This is a genomic window from Rhizobium sp. Leaf306, assembly GCF_001423425.1.
Lineage (GTDB): Bacteria > Pseudomonadota > Alphaproteobacteria > Rhizobiales > Rhizobiaceae > Neorhizobium > Neorhizobium soli.
In genome coordinates this window covers 389,829-415,988 of sequence record NZ_LMNX01000001.1, presented here as the reverse complement: position 1 = coordinate 415,988, position 26,160 = coordinate 389,829, and the positions used below count along the sequence as shown (strand labels likewise).

Sequence of the window (26,160 nt, the reverse complement as noted above, 5' to 3'; positions counted from 1 at the left end):
ACATGACCATCATTACCACGATCAGGCGGCAGGGCGGGGCAGCCGTCGTGACAATTCCGCCTGCCATTCTCAAGACGATGGAACTGCAGGTCGGCGATCAGCTGTCGCTGGAAATGCACGACGGTGAACTCGTCGTAAAGCCGATCAGAAAGACCCAGCGGCGCTATAAGCTTAGCGAGTTGCTCGAAGGCGGCGAGGTCGTCTCCAGCCTGAATGCGGACATGGCCTGGGTGATGGAGGGAGACCCCGTCGGGCACGAAATTTCATGATGGTCCGCAGCAACGTCCCCAATCGCGGCGATGTTTTCTGGATCGATCCCAACCCTGTCGCGGGCCGGGAGATGAAGAACAGGCATCGGTTCGTCGTGATCACCCCGCGGGCGATCAACGCATTGGGAGTCAGCATGACGGTGCCGATCACCACCGGTGGCGCCTTGACCCGGGACGTCGGTCTGGCCGTCGTTGTCACCGGCCACGATACGACGGGGATCGCCGTCTGTAATCAGGTTCGCAGCTTCGATATACCGGCCAGAATACTGGCCAAGACCGCGAAATACATCGAGACATTGGACGAGGCGACGATGGATGACATCGTCGCTCGTGTGGTCAGCGCGATCGATCCCGCGTCGGAATAACGTGGTTGCGCTGCACTGACAGTATGGTCTGTCCCGCTCATTCGGAGGGTATTGCCGTGTCCCAGCCTCACACCAACGTCTGCATATACCGCATGCCCGTCACCGGGCGTGGCTTGAAATCCATCTGTTCGTAGAACTTGTGGGCGGCAAAGTTGCCGGTGGCGGCGCTGACCGAGAGATAGCCGCAGCCTGCATTGCGGGCCATGTCGCGGGCGCGCGAGACGAGATGCTGGCCGATGCCGTGGCCACGGTGACCGTCGCGCACGAACAGGTGGTGCAGGTCCATGCCGCGGCTCCCCTCCTGCGCGCGGTAGAGCGGCACCAGAATGGCGTAGCCGATCAGGGCGTCGCCCGCATCCGCAACCAGTGCGGTGATCCAGGGCAGGTCGCCGAACAGGTCGCGTTCCAGCATTTCCGGGGTAATGTCGGCCAGATCGTTGTGATGCGCGGCAAGGGCTGCGATCATCTCTTTCAACTGCGGCAGATCATGGCGTTTGGCGGCGCGGATCGTCACCACGGCCGGGCGCGGCAGTGAGATCTCGCTGTCTTCGATCGAAATCGGGGGCATTCCGGCATTCCTTTTCGGTCTTGTCGTGCCGTCAGGTGCCCTTAGAAACAACCAAGCCGCCTGACGGCGGCTTGTTGACATGATGAACTGTCGAGCCGCCCTTTACAGGTAGGCCCAAAAATACGTTGCGGCGGTGGTGGTGCACGTAATCATCATGACAACTTTCTGCGCCGGAATAAAATGCTTGTCAAGCGGGTGTTGATGACTGTCTCGGTGGCGTGAGGAGTGCTACAGTCAGTGCTGTCTTGAAAGCGAGGGCCGTGATGAAGAACATCGCGTTGAGCAAGGACGCAGAGCGTTTCATCAGAAAACAGATCGAGTCCGGCCGCTACGAGAATGCCGATGAGGTCATCGATGCAGGCCTCCAATTGCTCGAATGCAACGAGCAGCCCTTGGAGGAATGGCTCCGGAACAAAATTCCAGGCCGCTATGATGACCTCCTCGACGGCAGGGCTGACGGCGTTTCGATTGACGATGCTTTCTCGCGTCTGGAAGACAGGCACCGCGCCCGCCTTGCCGCCGAAGCGAAATCTGCCGACGAAGGCCGATAAGGTCCATGGGGAACCGGTATGCGATCATCTTGCATCCGGAAGCCGAGCGTGAAGTTGCAGAGTTCTACGATTACGTCGCTGACCGTGCCGGCCCGACCGTCGCCTGGACCTATGTGACGAAACTGCGTGCTTTTCTCAATGGTCTCGCTGATTTTCCGGAGCGAGGAACAGTGCGCGAGAGCGAGGTCCCGGGCATCCGTATCATCGGCTATCGGCGCAGTGTCAGCATAGCCTTTGTCGTGCGCTCTTCCGAGGTGATCATCCTCGGTCTCTTCTTCAGTGGCCGTCTGGTGAGCGATGACATACTGCGCAACCGCCTCTAACCCCTCAATGCTCCCCCTCGCAAAGCCCGTGATCCGAGAGTGAGCGGATCACGTAACAGTCCTTGATCGCGTGGTTGCCGTCGCAGTGGGACACGATGCGCTCGAGTTCCTCTTCGAGCTTCTTCAGCTTGGCGATCTTCTCGCGCACGCCGGAAAGATGCTCCGCTGCGATCCGGTCGATATCGCCGCAGGGCTGTTGCGGATGCGAACCGAGCGCGATCAGCTCGCGGATCGCGGAAATGTCGAGGCCGAGATCGCGGGCGTGGCGGATGAAGGCCAGCCGGTCCAGATCGCTGCGCTCGTAGCGCCGCTGGTTCCCTTCGGATCGCGTGGCGGCGGCAAGCAGGCCCATCTGCTCGTAATAGCGGATGGTCGGCACCTTGACGCCGGTTCGTTTGGAAAGATCGCCGATCGATAGCATGGCAGGCTCAAACCTCTAATGTCTGGAGGTTGAGATAGGACGCATTCACCACAGGTACAAGGATCAGCGTGTTGGCTTGAAGGGCGGCTTCAGGGAATGTTAACCCTGAACGGGGATTGTCACCGCGGTGACGGGCCATGATCGATCAGACGTTGATCAGGAGAATTCCTGGTAGATGTCCTGAACCCAGGCCTGCTGCACGGGAGCGGTCCCGCCGCTGGTGGCAAAGGTCGAAGCGCTGTCGTCGCCGGCATCGAGGGCCCACAGGGCGCTCACCAGCGAGCTTGCAAACAGTGTGCTGCTGCCGGTCAGCGAACCGCTGGAACGGGTAGACGCAGGTGTGTCGCGCTGCTGGGTTTCGTCCTGCTTGCGATCGATGTCGACCGCCCGCTGGGGGTAGTTGTAGCCGCTGAGGCCACTATCGATCTTCATGGCACCGCCTCGATCTCGCTTGGGTTAAGCAAGAGTTAACGCCTGAAGCTTGTGCGAAGCTTGCGCTGGGAGATTTCCGGCCGGTTTTGGGGCTTGACAGCGCGCATGGGACATATTCGCGCCGCCGCCATTTCTGTCGAAAAATCAGCGATCTGAGGGGAAAACCGAACGCCGCCAGGGCATATGCGCGTTTCCGCATATCCAAAACGATTTTTCCCACAAAAAAAGCCGCAGCACCCGATCGAGGCACTGCGGCGATTGTCATTGGAGGTGACCGATTCTGCGGCGATCCGCCCGGTCAGGCTTTCCCGGCCACCTTGATCGCGAATGCATATTCGAAGGCGATCTCTTCCAGACGCTGGAAACGCCCCGACTTTCCGCCATGGCCGGCAGCCATGTTGGTCTTGAGCAGGATCGGTGCCGAGCCGGTCGAGAATTCGCGAAGCTTCGCCACCCACTTGGTCGGTTCCCAGTAGGTCACGCGTGGATCGGTGAGGCCGGAAATCGCAAGGATCGGCGGATAGGGTTTTGCACCCACGTTGTCATAAGGCGAGTAGGCGGCGATCCACTGGTACTCTTCCAGGCTCTCGATCGGGTTGCCCCATTCCGGCCATTCCGGCGGCGTCAGCGGCAGCGTATCGTCGAGCATGGTGTTGAGCACATCGACGAACGGAACGGCCGCGATAATGCCCGCGAACTTTTCCGGCGCCATGTTGGCGATCGCGCCCATCAGCATACCGCCGGCCGAGCCGCCTTCGGCAATGATGTTCTCATAGGACGTAAAGCCCTCGGCCACGAGGTGGTCGGCAGCGGCGATGAAATCCTTGAACGTGTTTTCCTTGGCTTCCATCTTGCCGTCTTCGTACCAGGCAAAACCCTTGTCCTTGCCGCCGCGGATATGGGCGATGGCATAGATGAAGCCACGATCCGCCAGTGACAGGTTGTTGGTGGAGAACGATGCGGGGATGGTCATCCCATAGGCGCCGTAGCCGTAGAGCAGGCAAGGCGCCGTGCCATCAAGCGGCGTGTCCTTGCGGTAAAGCAGCGACACCGGCACCAGCTCGCCGTCATGGGACGGGGCCATCACGCGGCGGGTCACGTAATCTGCGGCATTGTGGCCGGAGGGGATCTCCTGCGTCTTCAAAAGCGTGCGCGTCCGGCTCACCATATCGTAGTCGTAGAGCTGGGTCGGCGTCGTCATCGACGAATAGGAAAAGCGGATAACGGTGCTGTCATATTCCGCAGCGCCGGAAAGCCCCAGCGAATAGGCTTCTTCGGCAAACGCGATCGAATGTTCCTCGCCGGTCCGCCGGTCGCGGATGATGATCTCCGGCAGACCCTGGTTGCGCTGCAGCCAGATCAGGTGCTGCTCATAGGCCATGTGCGAAATGATCAGCCGGCCGGGCTCGTGCGGTACGATCTCTTTCCAGTTTTCCTTGCCCGGTGCCGCAAACGGCGCCTCGACGATCTTGAAGTCCTTGGCATCGCCGTCATTGGTCAGGATGTAGAAGACATCGCCGCCTTCGGTCATCGAATACTCGATGCCCTCCTCGCGCGCCGCCACCAGCTTCGGCTCGGCGGTCAGGTCCGAGGTCGGGATGAGGCGGTATTCCGACGTTTCGTGATCGTGAATGTCGAGATAGATCACGTCGTCCAGCAGCGATCCGCCGACGCCCATGAAGAAGCCCGGATCCTTTTCCTCAAACACCAGCCGGTCATCCGACTGCGGCGTACCGAGAATGTGGTGGAAGACCTTGGAGGGGCGGTGGTTCTCGTCCTGCAGCGTATAGAAGAAGCTCTTGCCATCGGGCGCCCAGACGCCGCCACCGGCGGTGTTTTCCAGGAGGTCTGACATGTCCTCGCCGGTCGAGAGATCGCGAACCCGCAGGGTAAAATATTCCGAACCCTTGTCGTCGTAACCCCAGATGCCCTTGGAATGGTCCGTCGCATGGTCGATTCCGGCCAGACGGAAATAATCCTTGCCCGTCGCTTCCTTGTCGCCGTCGAGAAGGATCGTCTGATCGCCGCCGTCGCGCGGGGTGCGGAAATATTTTGGCTGCTCGCCGCCGGTCACAAACAGCGATCCGTAGGCAAACGGTCCGTCCTTCATCGGCACGGAGGAATCGTCTTCCTTGATGCGACCGCGCATTTCGGCAAACAGCGTCTTCTGCAATGCGGCCGTGTCGCCCATCGCCGCTTCCATATAGGCGTTCTCGCCCTCCAGATGGGTGCGGATCTCGGGGTCGAGGATCGACGGATCCTTGAACATCTGCTGCCAGTTGTCGGCCCGGAACCAGGCATAGTCGTCGGTGCGGGTGATGCCGTGACGGGTATCCGTCACCGGCTTCTTGGCCGCGACCGGAGGCGTGGGCAGATTTTCGAACGGCATTTTCGGGGAGGGGGCCAAGGAAGCACTCCGAAGTCATGAAAGGAGTGCCAGAGATAGGGGCGGCCGGACCATGAGGCAAGCGGGCAAGCCGCGTGAGCCTACTTCTTCTCAGGCTCGCGGGACTTGGCGAGAGGTGCGAGGTCACGGTGCTGCTGCCAGAATATGAAGGCGACGACCAGTGATAGCCCAATGCCACTCATCAGGAATACCATCGCCAGTTCGGCTGTCATCTGTTCAGTCCGCTTTGCATGATGCCGATTCCGGTCCCGACCACCTAAAGAATACTCGTCAGGATAATTCCCGCTCTGGTAGGTGGTCAATGACGAATCCGTCTTCTAGTTTCCGCCCCGTCCGAGTCACTTTGGATAGGATTCCATGACGATACTGCTGCCCGCCCGGGCATCCATGACAGGCGCTCTCCTGATTTGCGCCGCCTCCACCCTGCCTGCCCACGCGCTCGACGGCCGCATTGTTCGCCAGCTGAACGCCCTTGCACCGGAAGAAAGAGTCGAACAGCGCTGCGATCTCGAGGCGATGGATCGCCTGCGCAAGGAAGGCGATTTCCGCCCCGACAAGGTGATCGCCTACACGTTTTCAGACCCGGTCGGGAACGACAACGGCCTCAAGGCAACCGGCGCAGCGTTCCGCAGCGGCGGTGACTGGTTCAAGCTGAAATTCAAGTGCGAGACCAACGCTGAAGGGCTCAGCGTCACCGCCTTCGACTACAAGGTCGGATCGAAGATACCGCGTGAGGAATGGGACAAGTACTACCTTTACGACTGACGGGTCGCTGACATCGCCGGGCTTTAGCCCGGCAGATGCGGAACGGTCTTCTTTTCTGGAAACAGTTCCGACAGCACGGTCATCATGATCAGCGACAGGGGCAGCGCCAGCATGGCGCCAACGGCGCCCCACATCCATGTCCAGAACAGGATGGCGACGAAAACGACAAAGGGATTGATCTCCCATTGCCGGCCCATGATCGCGGGGAAGATCAGGTTTTCCATCAGCAAGTGCACCGAGAAGAACACGATCGCGGGCAGCAGTCCAAGGAGAAGGGTATCGTGCGTGATGATGCCACCTGCTGCAACCGCGAGGGTCATGATCGTGATCCCGAGAAACGGGATGAAGCTCGATAGGAATGCGAACAGACCCCAGAGAAGCGGCATGCTGAGGCCGCCGAAATAGGCGATTGCGATCATCACGATGCCGAGACCGAGATAGAGCACGCTCGCAGTCGCAAAATAATAGCCGAGAACCTGATCGATTGCGTTCAGCACACGGATCGCAATCAGCCTCTGGTGACGCCGCGGAAAGGCGAGGATGAGGGTACGGCGAAGTCTGAGCCTGCCGTAGAGAAACAGAAGCAGCGCCGCAAAGAAGATCATGCCCTGCACGACGGCCGGCGTCAGATTGGCGGTAACGACGCTGAGGATGTTGCCGGAATTCTCCAACAGCGCCTGCATCGACATCGGCCCGGTTTCGAACGTGGCCGGCGAGATGTTCAGCCATTCCTGGCGCTGCAGAAATGGCATCATCCGGTCGATCATGCGTTGCAGAAAGCTCGGACCTTCCTGGATCATCATGGCAAACGGTTCGGCCAGCGCGTTGACGACCAGAAAGACCGCGGCGAACACAGCGCTGGAGAGGATGATCGCAATGCCGAATTTGGGTACGCCCAGGCGGCCAAGCTTGTCCGCGACCAGACCGAGAATCAGTCCGACGACGACGGCAAGCGTGACAGGGATAAGCACCAGCGACATCATGTGGACGATGGCGAAGAACACGATCGCGAAAATGCCGATCACGGCCCAGGCCTTGGCGACTTCCAGCGCCTCGCGCCCCAGCACGAGGCTCTCATCGGCGTCTTCGCTCTCCAGGCCGGAAATGACGGCATCCTTGCGATGCGCAGACCGGTTGGCGGCAAAGTCGATCAGCCGTTTTTTAGGATTGGCTGCGCGCGTGCTCGTCATGGCCATGAATTGTCTGATGTCCTCGTTGTCGCGATCAACGCAAAAACAGTGTTCCGGTTCCGGAATACTGCTCAGGTTTACGATCGCAACGATCAGGAATTCAGCGCGCGTTACGCAGCAAGCGTCAGGCCGATGCCCCACGGGTCTCTGAGAGCCCAGCCCTCGGCGGTTTTGGTTGTCGCGATTTCATGCTTTTCCAGTGCGGAAAGCGCGTTCGCCAGGGCCGACTGATCGTTGAACTTCACGGTGTAATCGGAAAGCCCGGTCATGTTTTCAAGCCGGGTCGTGGCGCCGCGGCTGTTCCAAACGTTGGCAGCGATATGGTGATGGTAGTCGCCGGTCGCGAAAAAGCTCGCACCGGGATACCGCGCCATGATCTTCAGGCCCAGCACGTCGCGGTAAAAGGCGTCCGCCTGCGGAATGTCGCCGACCTGAAGATGGATATGACCGAGCGCTGTACCCTCAGCCATTCCGGCAAATGCCGCCTGGGGCGCGCTGTTATAAAGCTCCTGAAGGTTCAGCCGGTCGGTCGCCATCGCCACGGTGCCGTCCTGATGGTAGGTCCATTCCGTGGGCGTGCGGTCGCGGTAGATCTCGATGCCGTTGCCTTCGGGATCGGAAAGATAGAGCGCCTCGCTCACCAGATGATCCGATGCGCCTTCGAGCTGGATATTGTTATGCGCTGCATGGGCCAGCCATTGGGCAAGCTCAAGGCGACCGGGCACCAGAAAGGCCGTGTGAAAGAGGCCGGCCGCATTGCGCGGCGCGCGGGCCACGTTGCCGCCCGTCGTCAGCGTCAGAAGCGGCACGCCGGCGACGCCCAGAACCTCACCGCTCGGCGTCTTTTCAAGCACCGAAAGCCCGATGATTTTCTGGTAGAAACCGGAGACGCGAGCAAGATCGTTGACGACGAGATGCGCCCGCCCGACATGCAGCGGGCGGCTGAGTGCAAACGGCTGCTGCTGTTCTGTCATGATCTGTCCTCCAGCTTTCAACGGGATCGAAATGACGACGCGCCATGCGCAATCTTTCCACATGTTATGCGCGCCCTCGATCGTTCACGCTAGTGAGTGGTTCGGCGATAGATTGTTCTCGATTTATTGACGCTCGGGCGGCGGCCTCTAGCCGTACAGGCTTGATTGCCGCCGTTCCCGCACCATCCGGAACCGGCTCGTGCGGCCACAGTTTTAGGCTCATGACCAAGAGTTGAAACCATCGGAAATTTATTGTGAATCGCGCAGTCTTGCCAAGCTTTCCGCTCGGCCCCATTCTTGGGACCGGTATGGAAGGTGGGTAATGAGCGATCTCTTCAAATTTGGCAGAAACTACGATTTTCACGAGATCGTCGCGGATGGGATTGTCCATGGCATCGGACTGGTCTTCGCCCTGATCGGTGCCACGGCCCTGATCTTTTACGCTACCATGTGGTCGAGCCATGGCGAGATCGTTGCCGCCTGGATTTACGGGATCGGGCTGATCCTCTGCCTGTCGATCTCGTTTACCTACAATATATGGCCGCACTCGCCGACCAAGTGGCTGCTGCGGCGGTTCGACCATTCGGCGATCTTCATCCTGATCGCCGCCACCTATACGCCATTCCTCCAGCGCGGCGCCTCCGACCCGTGGATCTTCGGGATGCTGATCGCGATCTGGGCGACAGCGATTTTCGGCATTCTGATCAAATGCTTTTTCCCCGGCCGGTTCGACCGGCTGACCATCCTCCTCTATCTTGCCATGGGCTGGAGCGGGTTGATGGTTGCCGAACCTGTCTCGGCCTACCTGCCGCCGATCTCCGCATTGCTGATCGTTATAGGCGGCCTGATCTATTCGCTCGGCGTCATCTTCCACGTGTGGGAAAGACTGCGCTTCCAGAATGCCATCTGGCATTCCTTCGTCGTCGCGGCGGCTGCCGTCCACTATAGTGCAGTCATGACCTGCTTCAGCCTGTCGGCCAGCGCCTGACCGATCGTGTCCACAAGACGCCAGCCCGCTTTACACACTGCGGCCGTCTGATAAAGTGGACGGGCAATCACTATAATGGACGATAGCCAGTGCCCCCTTTGATCCGCGATGCCACCGAAGCCGACCTGCCGGCGATCCTCGAGATCTATAACGACGCCGTCGCCAATACGACGGCGATCTGGAACGAGACGCTGGTCGATCTCGCCAACCGTCGCGACTGGTTTGCTGCACGCCGGGCAAGGGGCTTTCCGGTTCTGGTCGCCGACGAGGACGGGGTCGTCAAAGGCTACGCTTCCTACGGCGACTGGCGCGCCTTCGAGGGCTTCCGTCATACGGTGGAACATTCCGTCTATGTGCACCGCGAGGCCCGCGGCGAGGGCATCGGCCGTCTGCTGATGCGCGAGCTGATCACCCGCGCCGCGTCGAATGGCATTCATGTGATGATCGCCTGCGTCGAAGCGGGCAACGCCGCCTCCATCCGTCTGCATGAAAGGCTCGGTTTCCGCCTGACCGGCACGTTTTCCGAAGTCGGCATCAAGTTCGGCCGCTGGCTCGATCTTGCCTGCATGGAGCTCAGGGTCGCGGGCTGACGTCCTTCGCTTTCTCATGGCACTTCCGTCCGAACGGCCTATATGCTGGCTGACATCGCATTCGCATCAATCGCATGACGACGAAGGATCTTTCCATGGATATCAAGCGTGTTGGCTCGCAGGCCTCCAAGAAGCAGCCGGCAGAGTATTTCACCGGCACAGTCCGCCTCGATCCACTGAATTCCGCACCGGCACCGGCCCGCGTTGTTGCAGCATCGGTCACGTTCGAACCCGGCGCCCGCACCAACTGGCACACCCATCCGCTCGGCCAGACGCTGGTTGTCACCTCGGGTTCCGGCCTCACCCAGACCTGGGGTGGCCCGGTCCGGGTAATCCGCGCCGGTGACGTCGTCTGGTTTCCGCCGGGCGAAAAGCACTGGCACGGCGCATCGTCGCAGACGGCCATGACCCATATTGCCATCGGGGAAGCGCTCGACGGCAAGACCGCCGACTGGATGGAGGCTGTCAGCGACGATCAATATGCGATTCCCCCGGAAACCGTCTGATCGTCATCTAACCGACGCGCAGGGCAGGCAATCCTGCGCCTCAAGCCTAAAATTTGCCAGGAGAGCCGCATGTCCGCTGCATCAGATGATACCGTGACCCGCATCGCCAACGATCGTATCTCCGTTGAAATCTCCCCCCTCGGTGCGGAAATGCAGTCGCTGAAGACGGCGGATGGCCGCAACTTTCTCTGGAACGGTGATCCCGCCTTCTGGGCCGGCCGCTCGCCGATCCTCTTCCCGATCGTCGGCAAGGCGCCCTCCGATACCGTGATGATCGAAGGCAAACCCTATCCGATGGCGCAGCACGGTTTTGCCCGCCGCTCGACCTTCACGCTCGCCGCGTCCGAGGAGACCAGCTGCCGCTTCGAGCTTGCATCATCCGATACCACCCGCAGCGTCTACCCGTTCGATTTCCGCCTCGCCGTCACCCATTCGGTCGACGGTTCGAAACTCACGATTTCGGCGGAGGTGGAAAACCGCAGCGACCGGCCCATGCCCTTCGGCCTCGGTTTCCACACCGCCTTCCTCTGGCCGCTGCCGGGTGGAGAAGGCCACGCCCATACGATTACGCTCGACAACGGTGGCGAACCGGCGATGACGCGCCTGTCCGGCGGGCTGATCGACCCCACGCCACTTGCCTCGCCGTTCACGTCCGGCAAGCTGACGCTGTCGCACGACATGTTCGATGAAGACGCGATGATTTTCGCAGAAGGTGCCGGAACGGGCCTGACCTATGCGGCGGAAGGCGGCTTGGAGCTGAAGTTTTCCTTCGACAACCTGCCAAACCTCGCGCTCTGGCAAAAGCTCAACGGCCCTTTCCTCTGCATCGAGCCCTGGCACGGAACGGCCGCCCAGAACGGGACCAGTGCCGATCTCGAATCGCGTCCCTACACCGTCATGCTGCCCGCAGGGCAAACCGCGCGATTTGCATTCACGGTCGAGTTGCCGGGGTAAGCCAAACGAAAACAGCGGCCCGGATGGGGCCGCTGTCAATTTCAAGTCGGTACTTTGGTGACAGCCGTCCCGCTGACTAATCTGCCGGGCGGAAATTCATCGAGTGGCCGTTGATGCAGTAGCGCAGGCCGGTCGGCGGTGGGCCGTCTGGAAAGACGTGCCCGAGATGGCCGTTGCAGGTGGCGCAGCGGACTTCGGTGCGCACCATGCCGTGCGTGGTATCACGCAGTTCGGTCACCGCATCGGGGCTGACAGCCTCAAAGTAGCTCGGCCAGCCGCAGCCGCTGTCGAACTTGGTATCCGACACGAACAGATCCGTGCCGCAACCGGCGCAGCTGTAGATGCCTTTATCCTTGGCGTTCCAGTACGGCCCGGTAAAGGGACGCTCCGTGCCCGCCTGGCGCAAGATCTGATACTGCTCGGGCGTCAGCTCTTCGCGCCATTCTGCATCTGTCTTCTGGACTTTCTTGGTGATGACGTCGGACATCTGAACCATCCTTTCATTGTAAGCCATAGATAGGTGCGTTCAGCCTGTCGATAAAGGTCACGGTGCCGTGTTTCTTGCCCGTCAATGCTTGAGGGACAGACGGGTTTCCCTTAGAAACCGTGGGGCGCTGCCGCTCGGCAGGGATTTGCGAGGATACTCAACGGGAGGGGACCATGGCCGCCACCACGCCGGCATTGACCTTCGCGGCACTCATGCTGCCGTTTCTTGCAGCACTTCTTGCCCCCATGCTCTCGCGCCTGATGGGCCATCGCGCAGCGCTTGTTCTCGCACTTGCACCCGCCTTGGCCTGCCTGCATTTCCTGAGCTTCCTTCCGGAAATTGCCGCCGGAGAATCTGCCACGGGCGGCTATGTCTGGGTGCCGAGTTTCAACCTGTCCTTCTCTTGGTTTCTCGACGGCCTGTCGCTCACCTTCGCGCTGCTGATCACCGGCATCGGCACGCTGATCGTGCTGTATTCCGGCGCCTACATGAAGGGCCACCCACAGCAGGGCCGCTTCCTCGCCTTCATCCTGTTCTTCATGGGTGCCATGCTGGGATTGGTCGTCTCCGACAGTTTTCTCATGCTGTTCGTCTATTGGGAACTGACCTCGATCGCCTCCTTCCTGCTGATCGGCTTCGATCACGACCGGGCAGAGGCACGAAGGGCTGCGCTGCAGGCGCTGGTCGTCACCGGCGGCGGCGGGTTGGCGCTTCTGGCGGGCCTCGTTCTCCTCTGGAACGTCACTGGCATCACCCAACTGTCGCTTCTTCTGCATTCGGGCCTACCGCTCAGCGCCAGCCCCCAGTATTTCGCCATTCTTCTTCTGGTTCTCGCCGGCTGCTTTACCAAATCGGCTCAGTTTCCGTTCCATTTCTGGCTGCCCAACGCCATGCAGGCGCCGACGCCCGTCTCGGCCTATCTGCATTCGGCAACCATGGTAAAGGCCGGCGTCTATCTCCTGATGCGGCTGCAGCCGGTTCTCGGCGATACGCCCGCCTGGGAAATCCTGCTTCCCTTCTTCGGCGGCATCACGCTGATCTCCGGCGCGCTTCTCGGGTTGAGGCAGACCGACCTCAAGATGATGCTCGCCTATACGACGATGGCCTCGCTCGGCCTCATGGTGATGCTGACCGGGTTCGGCTCCGACCATGCGATCGAGGCCGCGGTGCTTTATCTCATCGCCCATTCGCTGTTCAAAGGCGCGCTGTTCATGGTGGCCGGCGCCATCGACCACGAGACGGGCACGCGCGAGATCTCGAAACTGGGCGGCCTGCGCAAGGCGATGCCCGTCACCTTTGCAGCGGCAGCGCTTGCGGCCCTCTCCATGGCCGGCCTGCCGCTGTTCTTCGGATTTCTCGCCAAGGAAGAAATCTATCTGGCGCTCGTCGACGGCAATCCGCGAGCGATCTTCTTTCTCTGCCTCGCCGTCATCGGCAACGCGCTGATGGGAGCGCTGGCGCTGGCGATCGGTTTCAAACCTTTTCTCGGTCCAAACCGCCCGGATCTTGGGCCCGTCCATGAAGGGCCATGGGGTCTGTGGCTCGGCCCCGTCGTTCTCGCGCTGCTCGGACTTTTAGCGGGCGTTTTCTCGGGCACCGCGCACCAGTATTTTTCGACGCCCATGGCAAGCGCCGTGCTGCATGAAAACACGGTCATCGACATCTCCACCGTGCCGCATCTCGGCCTGCCGCTTCTCCTCTCGGTCCTCACCCTGATTCTTGCGGGTCTGGTCCTGTTGCAGTTGGAGACGGCACGCGGGTTGATGCGAAGACTGTTCGATGCGCTCGGTCCCGGGCCCGATCGCGGTTTCGACCATGCGGTTCAAGGCCTCATCCGCCTGTCAGTCGTCTTGACCCGCATTCTCCAGCCCGGCCGGCTGGAAATCTATGTCACCGCCACCTTCATCCTTTTGGCGCTTACCCTGCTGGTGCCGCCCTTCCTGTTCAATGAATTCCCTGCCATGCCGGCGTTCCCGCAGACCGTTGCCCTGCACGAATGGGTGTTTCTCGGCATTGCCGTGATCGGTGTTGCGGCGGTGCTGCGCGCGGCCGACCGGCTGACGGCAATCGTCGCGCTCGGCATCCAGGGCTTTGCCATCGCCGTTCTCTTCCTCCTGTTTGGCGCGCCGGATCTGTCGTTCACCCAGTTCATGGTCGAAACGCTCTCGGTCGTCATTCTGGCGCTGGTCATGACGCGCCTCCGTCTGACGCCGTCCGATCACCGGCCGCTCCTCCAGCGCCTGTTCGACGGCACGATAGCGCTCGCCTGCGGCACCGGCTTTACGCTGCTGCTGCTGAAATCCGTGGAGACGCCGTTCGACAACGCGCTGACGGATTTCTTCAACGCCTATTCCAAGGTCATCGCCCACGGCGCCAACGTCGTGAACGTCATCATCGTCGACTTCCGCGGCGTCGACACGCTGGGCGAAATCGCCGTCGTCATGATCACCGGCCTCGCGGTTCTGGCGCTCGTCCGGGTCCGGGCCGGGACGAAGACGGAACTTGGGGCAGGGGGCGCGAAACGGACGGCGACAGCTATCCCAATTGGAAAGACAGCGGCCAAAGCCCCGACCACCAAAGCCCCGCAGGCCAAACCATCGACCGGGAGACCAGACCGATGATCAAAGCCCGGACACTTCCCCCAACGTCCCTCATTCCTGTGCTTGTCACAGGAACCCAGCCCCGGCGCGTCTGCGCCGTGAATGACGCGTCTCGCGCGACCGCCTCTCCCGCACCCAAGGACTTGGGTGCGCTGGATTTCTGTGACAAGCACAGAGATGAGGGGAGTGTGGAGCAACGTCGCGCTGGCAGGGCGGAGCGCAGTCGTGCTGGACGGCTGGGCCACGGGAATACGGCAAGGCTGAACCACAGGAACGAGCGGCGGGTGACAGAAAGCTTCGAACAGGTGGCCCTGCCATGAACACCATCATTCTTCGCACCGTCGCCCCGGTCGTCACTGCACTGACGCTGCTCTTTTCGGTCTTTGTTCTGTTGCGCGGCCATAACGAGCCGGGCGGCGGATTTATCGGCGGTCTGATCGCTGTGTCGGGTCTGGCGATCTACGGGATTGCGTTCGGAACCGGTGCGGTGCGCCGGGCCTTGCGCTTTCATCCGATGGCAATCGCCGGGGCAGGACTACTGATCGCCATGCTGTCGGGCCTCGTGTCGATCTTTGCCGGCGTGCCCTTCATGACCGGGCTGTGGATCACGCCGAGCCTGTTCGGCACGGACATTCCGCTGTCGACGGTCATATCCTTCGATGTCGGCGTTTACCTCGTCGTGCTCGGCGCCATCACCTCGATCGTGCTGGCGCTGGAACAGGAACCCGGTCCTGAGTTTCCCGCTCCGGCATTGCGCGGCACGACGTCGCGGCGCGCCGAAACGGCTGCGTTCGCAAGAGAGGGCGCGCCAGATCCGGTAACGAAGAAGAAGCGCCGCAAATCGGGAGGAAAACGCTGATGGAAACGCCGCTCGCGATCCTGATCGGCCTCTTCTTTTCGGCCGCGATCTATCTCATGCTGTCGAAATTCACCGTCCGTATTCTCCTTGGCGTCGTGCTGCTCGGCAATGGCGTCAACCTGCTGCTGTTTACCGCCGGCGGCCTGACGCGTTCGGTCCCGGCGATCATTCCGGCGGGCGCAGACACGCTGTCCCATACCGCCGCCAACCCGCTGCCGCAGGCGCTGATCCTGACGGCTATCGTGATTTCGTTTTCGTTCTTCGCTTTTCTCCTCGTGCTCACCTACCGCGCTTTTCAGGATCTCGGCAGCGACAATTCCGACGAGATGCGACTGGCGGAACCCCGCGACGAACCATCGCCGCCGATGGGATATTGAGGACGTTTGATGGCATCCCCCGCAACATCCCCCGTTGATCTCGCAGCCGCCCTGGTCCTCACCCCGCCGCCGCTCGGCGACTGGCTGGTGATCCTGCCCGTCGTGCTGATGATCGGCGCCGGCGCAATTCTCCTGATGGTGCGCAAGTCCGTCCGCCTCCACGGCGGGATCGCCATTGCAGCGCTGCTTCTGCTCGTCCTCGTCAATGGAAGCCTGCTTTTGCGGGTGATCGAAAACGGCCCGGTGACGATGGTCATGGGCCGCTGGCTGCCACCGTTCGGCATCGCCTTCACGGCCGATCTGTTCGGTGCCACGATGGCACTGACGGCCTCGCTCGTGGCACTCGCCGCCGGCATCTTCGCGCTCAGGGATATCGATGGCTCCGGACGACGCTACGGTTTCTATCCCTTTCTGATGCTGCTGATGGCGGGCGTCTCGGGTGCCTTCCTCACCGGTGATATCTTCAACCTCTATGTCTGGTTCGAGGTCCTGCTGATTTCCTCGTTCGGCCTTCTGATCCTGGGATCACGACCCGAACAGATCGATGGCGCGCTCAAATACGCGGTCCTGAACCTGATCGCCACGACGCTGTTCCTGATCTCGGTCGGGTATCTTTATTCGCTGTTCGGCACGCTCAACATGGCCGATATTGCGCTGAAGGCCGGCGACCTCTCGGGCACGGCACCGCTCGTCACGCTGACGGCGCTGTTTACCTTTGCCTTTGCCATGAAGGCGGCGGCCTTTCCGCTCAACTTCTGGCTTCCCGCCTCCTATCACACGCCGCGCATCGTGGTGTCTGCCCTGTTCGGCGCGCTCCTCACCAAGGTCGGCATCTACGCGCTGATCCGCGTCACGGTCATGCTTCTGCCGGTGGAGCGAGAGGTGCTGAGCCCCGCCATCGCCACACTCGCCATTCTGACCCTGATAACGGGTGCCCTGGGTGCGCTGGCGCAGAGCGATATCCGCAAACTTGCCGGCTACCTTGTCATCGCCGGCATCGGCAACATCCTGGCGGGCGTGGCGATCGGGTCTCCGGCCGCCATTTCCGGCGCCATCTTCTACGCGCTGCATTCGATGGTGGCGATGACGGCGCTCTATCTCGTGGTCGGCGAGGCGGCCCGCCGCGCAAGCCTGCTTTCCGGGGACGAAAACCAAGCAAACCGCTGGTCGCTGCATACGCTCGGCGGGCTCTACCGGTCGTCGCCGGGTTTCACGGCGGTGTCGCTTCTCGTGTTCCTCGCCGTCGCCGGCCTGCCGCCGCTGTCGGGTCTGTGGCCGAAGATCATGCTTCTGAAAGCCGCGATGGACATCAACGCATGGTGGCTTGCCGCCGCCATTCTCGTCTCTTCCTTTCTCGTCACCCTCACGCTTGGCCGGATCGTGCTTCTCGCCTACTGGCGGCAGGGGCTCGAACCGGAAGCCGGCCTTGAGCGACAGACCGCAGTTCGCGGCGACTGGCGTCTTTCGCTACCGCTTGGCGCGCTTGTTCTGCTGCTCGCCGGTTTCGGCCTGTTTCCGGAACGTCTCCTGTCGCTCACACAATCGGCCGCCGAGGGACTTGCCGGCCCGTCCGCCTATATCCGTTCGGTCTTTCCGGACGCCCTGCCGTCGGGAGGCATAAGATGACGTCATTCATCCGCGCTTGCGTCTTTGCCGTCATCTGGGTGGCGATCACGGGCAGCGCCACCATCCTCAACCTTGTGTTCGGCTTTGCCGTCGCAGCGCTCGCGCTCTGGGTCGTGCGTGGCGAGATCGACCGCGCCAGCCGTAAGATGCGGATAGGCCGGATGCTCTCGCTCCTCGTCCTGTTTATCAGGGAACTGGCGATGTCGGCCTGGAAGGTCGCGGTCCTTGTCACGAGGCCGAGGCTCGACGTCAAACCCGGAATTTTCGCCTTTCCGTTGACGGTCAGCCGCGATTTCGAGATCACGCTGCTTGCCAACCTCATCACGCTCACGCCGGGCACGCTGTCGGTGGATGTCTCGGCCGACCGCAAGTTCCTCTTCGTGCACGCGCTTGACGCCTCCGATATCGACGCGACCAAGCGGGAAATCGCGGACGGTTTCGAGCGCAAGATCCTGGAGGCATTCGAATGACCGTGTCCGATCCGTCAATGGCCGCGACGATCCTGTCTGTCTCCACCTGGCTTGCCATGGCGGTCCTGTCGGTCGCGTTCCTGTTGACCATCCGGCGGGTGGTGGCGGGACCGACGCTGCCGGACCGTGTGCTTGCGCTCGACATGCTGGTCGGCATCGTCATCGGCTTTATCGCGCTGATTGCCATCCGAACCGGCTTCAACCTCTATATCGATATCGCCATCGCGCTCGGCCTCGTCGGCTTCCTGTCGACCGTCGCCTTTGCCCGCTTCATCATGCCGCGCGTCACCGATGCCGCAAAAGATCCAGCGACATCCGGCAAGACACGCGTGCAAAGGAGGAAACGCTGATGGATCTCGTCGTCGCGCTTGTCGTCTCCGTCCTCGTCCTCGCCGGCGCCTGCTTTTCGCTGATTGCCGCGATCGGCATCAACCGGCTGCCGGATCTCTATACCCGCATGCACGCAGCCTCGAAGGCCGGCACGGTCGGTTCGGGTCTGCTGCTGCTCGCTGTCGGGGTCTATGCCGGGGATCTGCCGGTCCTTGCCCGCGCAATTGCAGGCTTTCTGTTCTTCGTCCTGACGGCCCCGGTTTCGGCGCATCTTCTGGCCGTCGCTGCCCGCCGCGCCGGCTATCCGATGAGCGAACATTCGCTCCACGATGAGATGAAAGCGCACGAAGAATCAATATAGAGGCCGCAGTTCGAGCTATAAGCCCGTCATAAAGGCGTCTTTTTTCGATACACTATCAGTTATCAGGTCTTCCCCCGGCTTTACCATCAGAATTCGATCGGCATTACTAGATTTCGCAGTTGGATTTTGGGGGTCCGGATGCTAATTCAGGTGCAGTAGAACCCTGAAATTGTTCTCTTGCGGATTATTTCTCGTGTAAAATGCACAATACGTCTCAGAATTGTGTGCCTATGCGGGAATTGTCCGAAGTAAACAATGTCCGGTGGTATTTATGATCGGCTTCGCGCGCGAAACTTAGGGGTAGGTTTCAGTCTTCGGACAGTGTGCGGGCAGTGGGATGCCATCGTGGTTCTGCAGGATGCGGGTGTTGGTCGGCTCTCGCAACCGTCCGCGAATTACGAACAGGAGACGAAAATGACAGAAATCGCATTGGGCAAAGGCCCGGACCTGCTGGTGGAACTGACAGCAGATATCGTGGCTGCCTATGTGAGCAACCACGTCGTTCCGGTCGGCGACCTTTCAGGACTGATTGCCGACGTTCATACGGCACTGAGTGGCACGGCATCGCCGACGCCCGTCGTGGCCGTGGTTGAAAAGCCGAAGCCGCCGGTCCCGATCAAGAAGTCCATCGAGGACGATTACCTGATCTGCCTGGAAGACGGCATGAAGTTCAAGTCGCTGAAGCGACACCTCATGACCCATTACAACATGACGCCGGAAGAATACCGCGAAAAGTGGGGCCTGCCGTCCGACTATCCGATGGTCGCTCCCGCCTATGCGGAAGCCCGCTCGCGTCTTGCAAAGGAAATGGGCCTCGGCCAGCGCCGCAAGCGCGCCAAGGCTTGATCAGCCTTTAACAGACGGCCTTTAACAGACGGCAGCAGTAACACTGCCGATCAAGAGAACCGGGCGCATGCCCGGTTTTTGTTGTCTAGAGATAGGAAAAAAATCATAATTAGATTCCTGATGCTTAGCTCGGATGGCGACCGCTAGGGTGCATTTCGTATTTCCATCCGTCTCTTCCTCCGCTACCGTATGTGAATTAATTCCTAGAAGTGGAGGAGCTGTCATGCCTGCCGAACCGTCCGCCGGGGCAATACCCGTTTCGCCCAGCCTCAGCGTTTCCGGCCGTTCCACCGCACGGATGGCCGCCGGCGCATCCACGCCTTCCGGGGTAACGCTTCGAATCGGTCGAAAGCCGAAACCCACATGCCTGATCGTGTTTCAGCTAGTCTCGGAAATGGTGTTCCTCTTCGGAGACCGGGTCATGGTCCGGCGCGACCGCCGAAGGCTTGCCGCCCACTCCCGCCAGATCGCCATGTATGTCTGCCACGTGGCGCTGTCGATCTCGGTCGATGACATCGCCGCAAGCTTCGGCCGGGAGCGCTCGACCGTCGCCCATGCCTGCCATCTGGTCGAGGACCGTCGCGACAACCCGGCCTTTGACGATTTCGTTTCCGCCGTCGAACGGATGGTCACCTCCGTCTTCGGTGAAGCGGATGAGGGCTGAGGCTGAAAGAGGAGACGGGTCGATGAAGGATGAAAAGAGCAAAGAGCGTCTGCGTCTTGTGCGCTTGCTGCGCCAGCTTTTGAAAAACGACGGCGCGATCTCGGATGTCGAGACGGCGCATGGTCGCGACCTCGTGCACCAGGCCGTGTCGCTCGGCCTTGCTGTCCAGCAGGATGGCCGGCTTTCGGCGTCGGCTGAGGCCATGTCCTATCTGCGCCGGGTGATGGTGGAGCGGGAGGAGGAGGGGTTTGCCGCTCAGCATGGCGAGATCGAACAGGTCGGGCTGGTGGTGGAGGGCACACGCCAGACGGTCCGCCGCAATCTCGCCGAATCGCCGCTCGGCACTGTCGCAAGGCTGAAGGACAGGGACGGGTCGGCCTTCCTGCCATCAGCCGCCGTCGAGGCGGGCGAGCGGCTGCTTGCCGATTTCACCCGCGGCCAGTTGCAGCCGAAGATCACCGCCTCGTGGGAGCCGCGCCTGTCCAGCCGTGCCGATGGCGGCCGCGGCGGACAGGCGGATGTGGCCGGCAGCGCCATCGACGCACGACGCCGGTTTGGTGCGGCTGTGGAGGCGATGGGACCGGAACTGTCGGGCGTCGCCGTCGACGTCTGCTGCTTTTCGAAAGGGCTGGAACTGGTCGAACGGGAGCGGCAATGGCCGGCACGCTCGGCAAAGCTGATGCTGCGCACCGCGCTTCTCGCACTCAGCCGGCACTACGATCCGCCGCGGCCCGATCCCCGCCGCCGCAGCCACAGTTGGGGAGCAGATGATTACCGGCCGATCCTCTGACGACGTCAGACCGCAGCTATGGCCTGGCGCCTGCGAAACAGGTTCAGGCCGTTGATGTATCTCCGGGCCGGCTGCTCCACCCCGTAGAAGCTCACAAGCGTTGCCACAAACATCGCGGCGACAAGGATAGGCGTCGCCCACCAGGGAGCGATCTCTGCCACCTTGTAAAAGGGCTGCTTCCACAGATAGAGCGAATAGGACCAGATGCCGATCATGGCGAGCGGCTGGAACGACAGGGCGCCGAGCGCTGCCTTTGGCGCCAAATCGATCGTGTTGATGGCAAAGGCGAGAAGCAGCGTCCCGACCGTATAGCGGGCCATATCCGGCGCCGGCAGGATCCACAGCGACAGACCCAGGATCGCGGCGACAATGGGAGCTGCAGCCGGGACGCGAACCTTGTCGATGAGCACGAACAGCGCCACCGATGCAAAGATCGAGGCCATCCGCACATCGCTCAGCCAGTACACGCTCATGGCGCCCGGTTCGGCAAGACTGGTGCGGATCGCACCGTTTGCCATTGCGGCGATGGCAATTGCCAGGCTGACGAAAGCCGCAGCCCTCGCATTGCGGATGACGACGACGACGAGAAGGGCGAGCAGAACATAACTGTGTTCCTCGACCGACAGCGACCAGACATGCCCCAGCACCGACGACGTGTGGGTCCAGGCCTCGTAATAGTTCGTGGTGAAGGTGATCGCCGCGAGATAGGCGGAGGGCTCCAGCAGGAGATGCGGCGGCGCGCCAGCAAGCCCGCCGACGACGGAGACGGCGAGCATCGCCGTGGCAAACACCAGGAGCGCCGGATAGATGCGGGAGAACCGACGCTGGAAGAAGGTCGGAATGTCGGTCTTGCGGACGAGCAGAATATCGGCCATCAGCCGTCCGCTCAAGACGAAGAAGAGTTCGACGCCGAGTGAACCGAAGGGCAGAAGCCCGCCTGAGAAATGGTCGGCGATCACGAACAGGATCGCGATGCCGCGCCATCCGTCCAGGTATGCGATACGGTTTGCCTTGTCCTGCATCCTGCTGCCCTGTGGTTGCTTTTAAACAAGCGAGTAGAGCATCAGTATAACAACGAGGGTCGGCAGTCCTTCACGTCCGGGTGAGCGGGACTACTATCGCGCGACAGGGTTAATACCGGAAATCCGTGTCTTGATCAGGCGGCCTGCATGATCACCGCTTCCTGACGGATGCGCTTGACCATCGAGCGCAGGCCATTCGCGCGCTGTGCCGAAAGATGCTCCACAAGGCCAATCTTGTCGAACACCTCGATCGCATCCGTGGAGGCGATTTCAGACGCATGCTTGCCGGAATAGACCGACAGCACGATTGCGACGAGCCCGCGCACGATATGCGCATCGCTGTCGCCCTCGAACGTCATCACGGGGTCGGCGCTGTCATCGCTGCCGTGGCTGACGACCCAGACCTGGCTGGCGCAGCCCTGTACCTTGTTTTCCGCAGTCTTCTTGTCGTCGGAAAGGTCGGGCATGGCCTTGCCGAGCTCGATCACATAGCGATAGCGATCCTCCCACTCTTCGAGATAGGCAAAATCGTCGATGATCTGTTCGATGCTGGCCATGGCGTGCGGTCCCGTTTGCGCCTTCATATAGGCGGTCACAGCCTCGATTAAAGCAAAAAAATCGCCGTGAGGATGCTGGTCCTCACGGCGTCAGCAACAGGCTGATGAGAGTTGCGGCAGTCCGGCACCGGGAACCGTGGCACGAGACCCGGTGCAAGCTTTGAAATTCGTTGGAGAAGCGGTCAGAGCGTCGGGCGCTTGATCGGCACCGGAATGTTGCGGGGGATCGTGCCGGTCGCAACCTGCTCGCCGCGGGGGGTCTCGATGCTGATGTCGGAAAGCGAACCTGATGGCATCGGGGTGGCTTCTGGGTCGGCCTTCATGGCAAGCTTCGGCTGGCCGTCGCCGAACTGCTTGTCGAGAAGCTCGTAGGCGACACGGGCGCCTTCCTTGGCGCGGACACCAAGCACGGCAAGCGTGTCTGCGCCCTTTTCGCAGACTTCGGGACGTTCGCTGCAGATCGCACTGATATACTGATAGGCGCCGCTTGCGGCAGACACCGCATCGGCCACCTGGAGCGGCGAAATGTTGGCGTCATCGGAGGCCGGTTCGGCACTGAAATAGGACAGCACCACCAGCACGGCTGCGAAGAACACACTTCCCTTGATCAGAAACCACATCGTCTTGGTCCACCTGTTTTGCCCGTTTTCGGGCGTGCCGGCTAAGCTCCAGTCGTCTGGCTTGCCTGTTCCGGTCTTGGCGTCAATCTAGCCGCGGGGAGCGAACATCGCTTTGACGGGTTCGCTCGGGTTTTCGGCAAATTCGATTAAAATGCGACCTTTCCTTGCTCGGGCGGCGGGGTGGACGGATGCTTCCGGACAATTTTAACAAACCGGATTAAGCATAAATGGGGCGGCCCGCCCACGCGCCAAGGGTTGTCGGTCTGCGGATCTGCCCCAATGGTTAATGTATCAGGAAAAATCAAACCAATTCCGACGCTTACGCCCTGTTAACCACAATCAGAAAACAAGCCGTGGATGTGTGCCAAAGCCGGAAAACGGGGCCCTGGACGGGGCTGCGGAAGCCTGTCTTTATAGTTTCCTTAAGCGCACGAGCCCTATTGTGAAGCCTCGAATATGAGACTGAGTAGGTTTTGCGTGCGCGTATTGAGTGACATTGCCGAGAGGGCGGTTCTGCTGGTTGACGGGGCTGCATCCCGTTGGCTGCGACGCATCGGCGAGGGCGAAACCGTCTCTGCCGCGGCCGTCGCGTCGCTGCGCCGGCTTGCCTTTTGCGGTGGCGTCGCCTTCGTTGCCGTGCCGGCTCTTCTCTCCGTCTTTATGAAGCCGGCACTGGCTCTGCCGCTTGGCGCAACCGTCGTTTCGGCGCTCTTCCTGATTCTCGCAGCGCTTGCCTTTGCATGGCCCCGCAATGTCGTCCGGCCGGTCGCCAACGCGCCAGCCATCGATGATATCGCCTTTCATGCCTGCCCCGGCCTCGCCCTCATCGTCGATCCGCAGGGACGGGTGGTCAAGCTCGGCGGTCGCGACCACGCCGCATTCCCGGACAAGCTGAAAGCCGGCCTTGGCGAAATGCTGGCCGAAATCGTCCATGTGTCCGATCGTCTGGCGCTTCTTCAGGCCGTCGATACGCTGCGCCAGGGTGGCCGCAACGCAATCGTCGACATCCGTGTCGAACGTCCCTTCAGCGCCGTCGGCGGCCGGCAGTTCCTGCATATGTCGTTCGACATGTCGGCCATCCGCGACGGCGAAGGCGAACTTATCCAGATCTTCGTCCAGGCGCTCGATCGCAGTGCCGAAGAGCGCCTGCGGGTCGAAGCCGAAAATCGCACGATCGAGGCGCAGTCGGCCCATGAGGCGAAGTCGCGCTTCCTCGCCGCCGTCAGCCACGAGCTGCGCACCCCGCTCAATGCGATCCTCGGCTTTTCCGATGTTCTGGCCGGCGAATATTTCGGCAAGCTCGCCAATGACCGCCAGCGTGAATATGTCGGCCTCATCCGCCAGTCGGGCGGCCACCTCCTGTCGGTCGTCACCACCATGCTCGACATGTCGAAGATCGAGGCCGGCCGTTACGAGCTGCTCGCCGAACCCTTCCATATCAGCGAAGCGGTCGAAGCCTGCCGTGCGATGCTCGATCACTCGGCTCGCGAAAAGGGCGTCACGCTGACAGCCCGCACCAACCGCAACCTTGCCGAAGTGGTGGCCGACCGTCGCGCGCTGCAGCAGGTCCTGATCAACCTTGCCGGCAACGCCATCAAGTTCACGCCGGCTGGCGGCGTCGTCTCGATCGATGCCACCGTTGTGGCCGGCAAGCTGGTGATCACGGTCAGCGATACCGGTATCGGCATTGCCGCAGACAAGCTAGCGACGATTGGCCAGCCGTTTACGCAGATCGAAAACGATTTGAGCCGCCAGTATGAAGGCACGGGCCTCGGCCTGTCGCTGGTCAAGGGCCTGATCGCCCTGCACGGCGGCCGCTTCACGATCGAAAGCCGTCTCGGCGAGGGGACCGTCGTCACGATCGCCCTGCCAGCCGATGGGTCCGGCATCGAAGGCGCAGCCGTGGATGACGGTGAGGAGAGGGTGGAATTTCCGCCGCGCCTCATGATATCCAACAAGCCAGGCACGAATAAGCAGCAAGCCCACATCGCCCCCGAAATACTTACGACCATGATGGACGAAGAGGATTTTACCGATGGCCCCGCGAAAGCGAAAATCGCCTGAGAGGCGCAAACCGGCAAAACGGCCGGCGCTTGCCCTTCGCGCGGTGACCGCGACGGGGGGGCTTGTTGGTGGCGTCGTGGGCGGCGTCCTGACACGCCATCCGCGTCCTGTGTTGGGCGCGGCAGGCTTTGTCGTTCTGTTCAGTTTCGTCGCCGCCAATGCGCTCTGGTATCAGCCGGGCGGACATCCGTCGCCCTTCCTTGCCACACGCGATCCGAAAGACCCGAACGCCATCGCCGGCTACCGGCCCTACAAGCGCATGCCGGCAGAAGACGTCACCACGTTCCGCATCGAACGGTCCGGCGATGCCAAGCCCGTCATCGAACCGGTCGAACAGCCTGCCGAGCAGACCACTGTCCAACCGGCTCCAATGCCGGCACCCATGCAGGCTCCCGCTGTCGATCCGATCACGACGCTCATCACCGCAGCACCGCCGGTCCCCGGTTCCGACGAGGATCGTGAGCTGGTTGCCGAAATCCAGCGTGAGCTGACGAAGCGCGGTCTCTATGACGGGGCCGATGACGGCGTTACCGGTCCGCGCACCCAGTCGGCCATCGTGCTGTATCAGCAGCGCATGGGGCTGGCGCAATCCGGCGAGGCCGGCAGCGATCTGCTGGCGGCGCTGAAGGCGGAACGCAAGCCCTCGACCGGCTCGCCCTCGAGCGCTGCCGTGCATGTCCCCGTACCCCAGCCATCGGTCGTTGCAAAACCCGCGGCTGACGAGACGGCCCGCGTGCAGCCAAAGCCGATGGCGCAGCCGAAGACCGTGCCTGCGAACCGGCCGGCCGAAAATATCAGTCTGAAGAGTGAAGACCCGGTGGCGGCGGCGATCCGCTCGTCCGAAACCGCAGGTTCGCGGTCGGGCCAGATCCGCATCCCGCCCGCGGATATTCCGACTGGCGGATTGCGTCCGTCGCCCGCGGTCGCGAAGTCGAACGCCGTCATGACGGCGGATATCCCGGCGCCGAAGCTCGTGCTGCAGATCCAGCGCGGGCTGCAGAACATTGCCTATTCGGATGTCGAAGTGGATGGGGTTGCCGGTGCACAGACGAAGGCGGCGATACGCCGTTTCGAAAAGCATTACCGCTTGCCGGAGACCGGTGAACCAAGCGAAGCGGTTTTGAAGAAACTGAAGGCGATCGGCGCGCTCTAAGCCTGAAGCCGCAAGCGCGCCGGGTCGGTTG

31 protein-coding genes and 1 pseudogene are annotated in these 26,160 nt (G+C 61.5%); 21 read left to right on the top strand and 11 right to left on the bottom strand.

Translation table 11 applies throughout. From position 1 onward, the window contains the following. Positions 1–2: 2 nt before the first annotated feature. Together ASG19_RS02000 and ASG19_RS01995 are read left to right on the top strand one after the other, a co-directional pair. Entirely contained in the window at positions 3–269 is a 267-nt protein-coding gene (locus ASG19_RS02000) for an AbrB/MazE/SpoVT family DNA-binding domain-containing protein (RefSeq protein ID WP_062453501.1), read from the top strand. Continuing rightward, positions 266–634 (top strand): type II toxin-antitoxin system PemK/MazF family toxin, encoded by a 369-nt coding sequence (locus tag ASG19_RS01995; RefSeq protein ID WP_113165201.1) that lies wholly within the window; start codon positions 266–268, stop codon positions 632–634. The genes ASG19_RS02000 and ASG19_RS01995 overlap by 4 nt, the downstream gene beginning before the upstream one ends. A 67-nt stretch (positions 635–701) precedes the next feature. Here the strand turns inward: ASG19_RS01995 and ASG19_RS01990 are convergent, their stop codons facing one another. Further along, positions 702–1,283, bottom strand: a complete 582-nt coding sequence (locus ASG19_RS01990; RefSeq protein ID WP_082476155.1) for a GNAT family N-acetyltransferase — start codon at positions 1,281–1,283, stop codon at positions 702–704. A 182-nt stretch (positions 1,284–1,465) separates the two neighbouring features. On the opposite strand from ASG19_RS01990, the gene ASG19_RS01985 reads away from it, so the two are divergent. Continuing rightward, on the top strand, positions 1,466–1,753 hold the full coding sequence (locus tag ASG19_RS01985) for a type II toxin-antitoxin system ParD family antitoxin (RefSeq protein WP_062453498.1): 288 nt from the start codon (positions 1,466–1,468) through the stop codon (positions 1,751–1,753). 5 nt (positions 1,754–1,758) lie between these two features. Beyond that, entirely contained in the window at positions 1,759–2,076 is a 318-nt protein-coding gene (locus ASG19_RS01980; protein ID WP_062453497.1) for a type II toxin-antitoxin system RelE/ParE family toxin, read from the top strand. A gap of 4 nt (positions 2,077–2,080) precedes the next feature. Here the strand turns inward: ASG19_RS01980 and ASG19_RS01975 are convergent, their stop codons facing one another. The 4 genes from ASG19_RS01975 to ASG19_RS24585 all read right to left on the bottom strand — a co-directional run bounded on the left by ASG19_RS01975 (position 2,081) and on the right by ASG19_RS24585 (position 5,548). Next, positions 2,081–2,497 carry a helix-turn-helix domain-containing protein gene (locus ASG19_RS01975; RefSeq protein ID WP_062453496.1) on the bottom strand — a complete coding sequence of 139 codons (417 nt, stop codon included), beginning with the start codon at positions 2,495–2,497 and terminating at the stop codon, positions 2,081–2,083. Positions 2,498–2,653: 156 nt separating this feature from the next. Beyond that, positions 2,654–2,929, bottom strand: a complete 276-nt coding sequence (locus tag ASG19_RS01970; protein ID WP_062453495.1) for a hypothetical protein — start codon at positions 2,927–2,929, stop codon at positions 2,654–2,656. 298 nt (positions 2,930–3,227) lie between these two features. Next, entirely contained in the window at positions 3,228–5,318 is a 2,091-nt protein-coding gene (locus tag ASG19_RS01965; RefSeq protein ID WP_062453494.1) for a S9 family peptidase, read from the bottom strand. 98 nt (positions 5,319–5,416) lie between these two features. Next, positions 5,417–5,548 (bottom strand): hypothetical protein, encoded by a 132-nt coding sequence (locus ASG19_RS24585; protein ID WP_274598265.1) that lies wholly within the window; start codon positions 5,546–5,548, stop codon positions 5,417–5,419. Between the two features lie 175 nt (positions 5,549–5,723). On the opposite strand from ASG19_RS24585, the gene ASG19_RS01960 reads away from it, so the two are divergent. Next, complete coding sequence (locus ASG19_RS01960; RefSeq protein ID WP_062454786.1) at positions 5,724–6,101, top strand: DUF930 domain-containing protein; 378 nt, start codon at positions 5,724–5,726, stop codon at positions 6,099–6,101. A 23-nt stretch (positions 6,102–6,124) separates the two neighbouring features. Here ASG19_RS01960 and ASG19_RS01955 read toward each other — a convergent pair whose 3' ends face one another. Both ASG19_RS01955 and ASG19_RS01950 read right to left on the bottom strand, forming a co-directional pair. After that, on the bottom strand, positions 6,125–7,297 hold the full coding sequence (locus tag ASG19_RS01955) for an AI-2E family transporter (protein ID WP_062453493.1): 1,173 nt from the start codon (positions 7,295–7,297) through the stop codon (positions 6,125–6,127). Between the two features lie 104 nt (positions 7,298–7,401). Beyond that, entirely contained in the window at positions 7,402–8,265 is an 864-nt protein-coding gene (locus ASG19_RS01950) for a VOC family protein (RefSeq protein WP_062453492.1), read from the bottom strand. Between the two features lie 322 nt (positions 8,266–8,587). On the opposite strand from ASG19_RS01950, the gene ASG19_RS01945 reads away from it, so the two are divergent. The 4 genes from ASG19_RS01945 to ASG19_RS01930 all read left to right on the top strand — a co-directional run bounded on the left by ASG19_RS01945 (position 8,588) and on the right by ASG19_RS01930 (position 11,303). Next, the gene (locus ASG19_RS01945; RefSeq protein ID WP_062453491.1) at positions 8,588–9,253 is read left to right on the top strand and encodes a hemolysin III family protein; all 666 of its coding nucleotides are present in this window, start codon (positions 8,588–8,590) and stop codon (positions 9,251–9,253) included. Positions 9,254–9,342: 89 nt separating this feature from the next. Continuing rightward, a complete protein-coding gene (locus tag ASG19_RS01940; protein WP_062453490.1) occupies positions 9,343–9,843 on the top strand; it encodes a GNAT family N-acetyltransferase in 501 nt (166 codons plus the stop codon). A 95-nt stretch (positions 9,844–9,938) separates the two neighbouring features. Further along, the gene (locus tag ASG19_RS01935; protein WP_062454784.1) at positions 9,939–10,349 is read left to right on the top strand and encodes a cupin domain-containing protein; all 411 of its coding nucleotides are present in this window, start codon (positions 9,939–9,941) and stop codon (positions 10,347–10,349) included. Positions 10,350–10,418: 69 nt separating this feature from the next. Then, entirely contained in the window at positions 10,419–11,303 is an 885-nt protein-coding gene (locus tag ASG19_RS01930) for an aldose 1-epimerase family protein (RefSeq protein WP_062453489.1), read from the top strand. A 76-nt stretch (positions 11,304–11,379) separates the two neighbouring features. Here ASG19_RS01930 and msrB read toward each other — a convergent pair whose 3' ends face one another. Continuing rightward, positions 11,380–11,790: a peptide-methionine (R)-S-oxide reductase MsrB gene (gene msrB / locus ASG19_RS01925; RefSeq protein ID WP_062454782.1), complete on the bottom strand. Its 411-nt coding sequence runs from the start codon at positions 11,788–11,790 to the stop codon at positions 11,380–11,382. Positions 11,791–11,963: 173 nt separating this feature from the next. On the opposite strand from msrB, the gene ASG19_RS01920 reads away from it, so the two are divergent. The 10 genes and pseudogenes from ASG19_RS01920 (at position 11,964) to ASG19_RS01870 (ending at position 20,713) form a co-directional block, all read left to right on the top strand. Further along, complete coding sequence (locus ASG19_RS01920) at positions 11,964–14,411, top strand: putative monovalent cation/H+ antiporter subunit A (protein ID WP_082476154.1); 2,448 nt, start codon at positions 11,964–11,966, stop codon at positions 14,409–14,411. Between the two features lie 295 nt (positions 14,412–14,706). Continuing rightward, positions 14,707–15,114 (top strand): annotated as a pseudogene (locus ASG19_RS01910) (Na+/H+ antiporter subunit B); the annotation flags it as partial. A 134-nt stretch (positions 15,115–15,248) separates the two neighbouring features. Beyond that, positions 15,249–15,626, top strand: a complete 378-nt coding sequence (locus tag ASG19_RS01905; protein ID WP_062453487.1) for a Na+/H+ antiporter subunit C — start codon at positions 15,249–15,251, stop codon at positions 15,624–15,626. A 9-nt stretch (positions 15,627–15,635) separates the two neighbouring features. Then, positions 15,636–17,252, top strand: a complete 1,617-nt coding sequence (locus ASG19_RS01900; RefSeq protein WP_062453486.1) for a Na+/H+ antiporter subunit D — start codon at positions 15,636–15,638, stop codon at positions 17,250–17,252. Beyond that, the gene (locus ASG19_RS01895) at positions 17,249–17,722 is read left to right on the top strand and encodes a Na+/H+ antiporter subunit E (protein ID WP_062453485.1); all 474 of its coding nucleotides are present in this window, start codon (positions 17,249–17,251) and stop codon (positions 17,720–17,722) included. The genes ASG19_RS01900 and ASG19_RS01895 overlap by 4 nt, the downstream gene beginning before the upstream one ends. After that, entirely contained in the window at positions 17,719–18,072 is a 354-nt protein-coding gene (locus ASG19_RS01890) for a cation:proton antiporter (protein WP_244476062.1), read from the top strand. Before ASG19_RS01895 ends, ASG19_RS01890 begins: the two co-directional genes overlap by 4 nt. Next, positions 18,069–18,413, top strand: coding sequence for a monovalent cation/H(+) antiporter subunit G (gene mnhG, locus ASG19_RS01885; RefSeq protein WP_175487268.1), 345 nt, complete (start codon positions 18,069–18,071; stop codon positions 18,411–18,413). The genes ASG19_RS01890 and mnhG overlap by 4 nt, the downstream gene beginning before the upstream one ends. A 414-nt stretch (positions 18,414–18,827) precedes the next feature. Further along, positions 18,828–19,259, top strand: a complete 432-nt coding sequence (locus tag ASG19_RS01880) for a MucR family transcriptional regulator (RefSeq protein WP_062453483.1) — start codon at positions 18,828–18,830, stop codon at positions 19,257–19,259. Between the two features lie 223 nt (positions 19,260–19,482). After that, on the top strand, positions 19,483–19,923 hold the full coding sequence (locus ASG19_RS24370) for a helix-turn-helix domain-containing protein (RefSeq protein ID WP_082476152.1): 441 nt from the start codon (positions 19,483–19,485) through the stop codon (positions 19,921–19,923). A gap of 22 nt (positions 19,924–19,945) precedes the next feature. Further along, positions 19,946–20,713, top strand: a complete 768-nt coding sequence (locus ASG19_RS01870; protein ID WP_062453482.1) for a DUF6456 domain-containing protein — start codon at positions 19,946–19,948, stop codon at positions 20,711–20,713. A 5-nt stretch (positions 20,714–20,718) separates the two neighbouring features. On the opposite strand, the gene ASG19_RS01865 is transcribed toward ASG19_RS01870, so the two are convergent. The 3 genes from ASG19_RS01865 to ASG19_RS01855 form a co-directional block, all read right to left on the bottom strand. Further along, on the bottom strand, positions 20,719–21,735 hold the full coding sequence (locus ASG19_RS01865) for an acyltransferase (protein ID WP_062453481.1): 1,017 nt from the start codon (positions 21,733–21,735) through the stop codon (positions 20,719–20,721). 134 nt (positions 21,736–21,869) lie between these two features. Continuing rightward, positions 21,870–22,292, bottom strand: coding sequence for a SufE family protein (locus tag ASG19_RS01860; protein ID WP_062453480.1), 423 nt, complete (start codon positions 22,290–22,292; stop codon positions 21,870–21,872). A 182-nt stretch (positions 22,293–22,474) separates the two neighbouring features. After that, complete coding sequence (locus ASG19_RS01855) at positions 22,475–22,912, bottom strand: DUF5330 domain-containing protein (RefSeq protein WP_062453479.1); 438 nt, start codon at positions 22,910–22,912, stop codon at positions 22,475–22,477. Between the two features lie 477 nt (positions 22,913–23,389). Here ASG19_RS01855 and ASG19_RS01850 point away from each other — a divergent pair, with 477 nt between their 5' ends. Both ASG19_RS01850 and ASG19_RS01845 read left to right on the top strand, forming a co-directional pair. Beyond that, the gene (locus tag ASG19_RS01850; protein ID WP_244476061.1) at positions 23,390–24,976 is read left to right on the top strand and encodes a HAMP domain-containing sensor histidine kinase; all 1,587 of its coding nucleotides are present in this window, start codon (positions 23,390–23,392) and stop codon (positions 24,974–24,976) included. After that, complete coding sequence (locus ASG19_RS01845) at positions 24,948–26,129, top strand: peptidoglycan-binding protein (protein WP_062453478.1); 1,182 nt, start codon at positions 24,948–24,950, stop codon at positions 26,127–26,129. Before ASG19_RS01850 ends, ASG19_RS01845 begins: the two co-directional genes overlap by 29 nt. Positions 26,130–26,160 lie beyond the last annotated feature (31 nt).

Excerpts from the sequence above, each read along its gene's own strand:
- ASG19_RS01950 (WP_062453492.1), bottom strand. The coding sequence starts at position 8,265 with ATGACAGAACAGCAGCAGCCGTTTGCACTCAGCCGCCCGCTGCATGTC.
- ASG19_RS24370 (WP_082476152.1), top strand. The coding sequence starts at position 19,483 with ATGCCTGCCGAACCGTCCGCCGGGGCAATACCCGTTTCGCCCAGCCTC.
- ASG19_RS01975 (WP_062453496.1), bottom strand. The coding sequence starts at position 2,497 with ATGCTATCGATCGGCGATCTTTCCAAACGAACCGGCGTCAAGGTGCCG.
- ASG19_RS01870 (WP_062453482.1), top strand. The coding sequence starts at position 19,946 with ATGAAGGATGAAAAGAGCAAAGAGCGTCTGCGTCTTGTGCGCTTGCTG.
- ASG19_RS01985 (WP_062453498.1), top strand. The coding sequence starts at position 1,466 with ATGAAGAACATCGCGTTGAGCAAGGACGCAGAGCGTTTCATCAGAAAA.
- ASG19_RS01900 (WP_062453486.1), top strand. The coding sequence starts at position 15,636 with ATGGCATCCCCCGCAACATCCCCCGTTGATCTCGCAGCCGCCCTGGTC.
- ASG19_RS01860 (WP_062453480.1), bottom strand. The coding sequence starts at position 22,292 with ATGGCCAGCATCGAACAGATCATCGACGATTTTGCCTATCTCGAAGAG.
- ASG19_RS01990 (WP_082476155.1), bottom strand. The coding sequence starts at position 1,283 with ATGTCAACAAGCCGCCGTCAGGCGGCTTGGTTGTTTCTAAGGGCACCT.
- ASG19_RS01890 (WP_244476062.1), top strand. The coding sequence starts at position 17,719 with ATGACCGTGTCCGATCCGTCAATGGCCGCGACGATCCTGTCTGTCTCC.
- ASG19_RS02000 (WP_062453501.1), top strand. The coding sequence starts at position 3 with ATGACCATCATTACCACGATCAGGCGGCAGGGCGGGGCAGCCGTCGTG.
- ASG19_RS01905 (WP_062453487.1), top strand. The coding sequence starts at position 15,249 with ATGGAAACGCCGCTCGCGATCCTGATCGGCCTCTTCTTTTCGGCCGCG.
- ASG19_RS01920 (WP_082476154.1), top strand. The coding sequence starts at position 11,964 with ATGGCCGCCACCACGCCGGCATTGACCTTCGCGGCACTCATGCTGCCG.
- ASG19_RS01955 (WP_062453493.1), bottom strand. The coding sequence starts at position 7,297 with ATGGCCATGACGAGCACGCGCGCAGCCAATCCTAAAAAACGGCTGATC.
- ASG19_RS01895 (WP_062453485.1), top strand. The coding sequence starts at position 17,249 with ATGACGTCATTCATCCGCGCTTGCGTCTTTGCCGTCATCTGGGTGGCG.
- ASG19_RS01845 (WP_062453478.1), top strand. The coding sequence starts at position 24,948 with ATGGCCCCGCGAAAGCGAAAATCGCCTGAGAGGCGCAAACCGGCAAAA.
- msrB (WP_062454782.1), bottom strand. The coding sequence starts at position 11,790 with ATGTCCGACGTCATCACCAAGAAAGTCCAGAAGACAGATGCAGAATGG.
- ASG19_RS01995 (WP_113165201.1), top strand. The coding sequence starts at position 266 with ATGATGGTCCGCAGCAACGTCCCCAATCGCGGCGATGTTTTCTGGATC.
- ASG19_RS24585 (WP_274598265.1), bottom strand. The coding sequence starts at position 5,548 with ATGACAGCCGAACTGGCGATGGTATTCCTGATGAGTGGCATTGGGCTA.
- ASG19_RS01930 (WP_062453489.1), top strand. The coding sequence starts at position 10,419 with ATGTCCGCTGCATCAGATGATACCGTGACCCGCATCGCCAACGATCGT.
- ASG19_RS01965 (WP_062453494.1), bottom strand. The coding sequence starts at position 5,318 with ATGCCGTTCGAAAATCTGCCCACGCCTCCGGTCGCGGCCAAGAAGCCG.
- ASG19_RS01855 (WP_062453479.1), bottom strand. The coding sequence starts at position 22,912 with ATGTGGTTTCTGATCAAGGGAAGTGTGTTCTTCGCAGCCGTGCTGGTG.
- ASG19_RS01880 (WP_062453483.1), top strand. The coding sequence starts at position 18,828 with ATGACAGAAATCGCATTGGGCAAAGGCCCGGACCTGCTGGTGGAACTG.
- ASG19_RS01980 (WP_062453497.1), top strand. The coding sequence starts at position 1,759 with ATGGGGAACCGGTATGCGATCATCTTGCATCCGGAAGCCGAGCGTGAA.
- ASG19_RS01935 (WP_062454784.1), top strand. The coding sequence starts at position 9,939 with ATGGATATCAAGCGTGTTGGCTCGCAGGCCTCCAAGAAGCAGCCGGCA.
- ASG19_RS01970 (WP_062453495.1), bottom strand. The coding sequence starts at position 2,929 with ATGAAGATCGATAGTGGCCTCAGCGGCTACAACTACCCCCAGCGGGCG.
- ASG19_RS01960 (WP_062454786.1), top strand. The coding sequence starts at position 5,724 with ATGACAGGCGCTCTCCTGATTTGCGCCGCCTCCACCCTGCCTGCCCAC.
- ASG19_RS01865 (WP_062453481.1), bottom strand. The coding sequence starts at position 21,735 with ATGCAGGACAAGGCAAACCGTATCGCATACCTGGACGGATGGCGCGGC.
- ASG19_RS01945 (WP_062453491.1), top strand. The coding sequence starts at position 8,588 with ATGAGCGATCTCTTCAAATTTGGCAGAAACTACGATTTTCACGAGATC.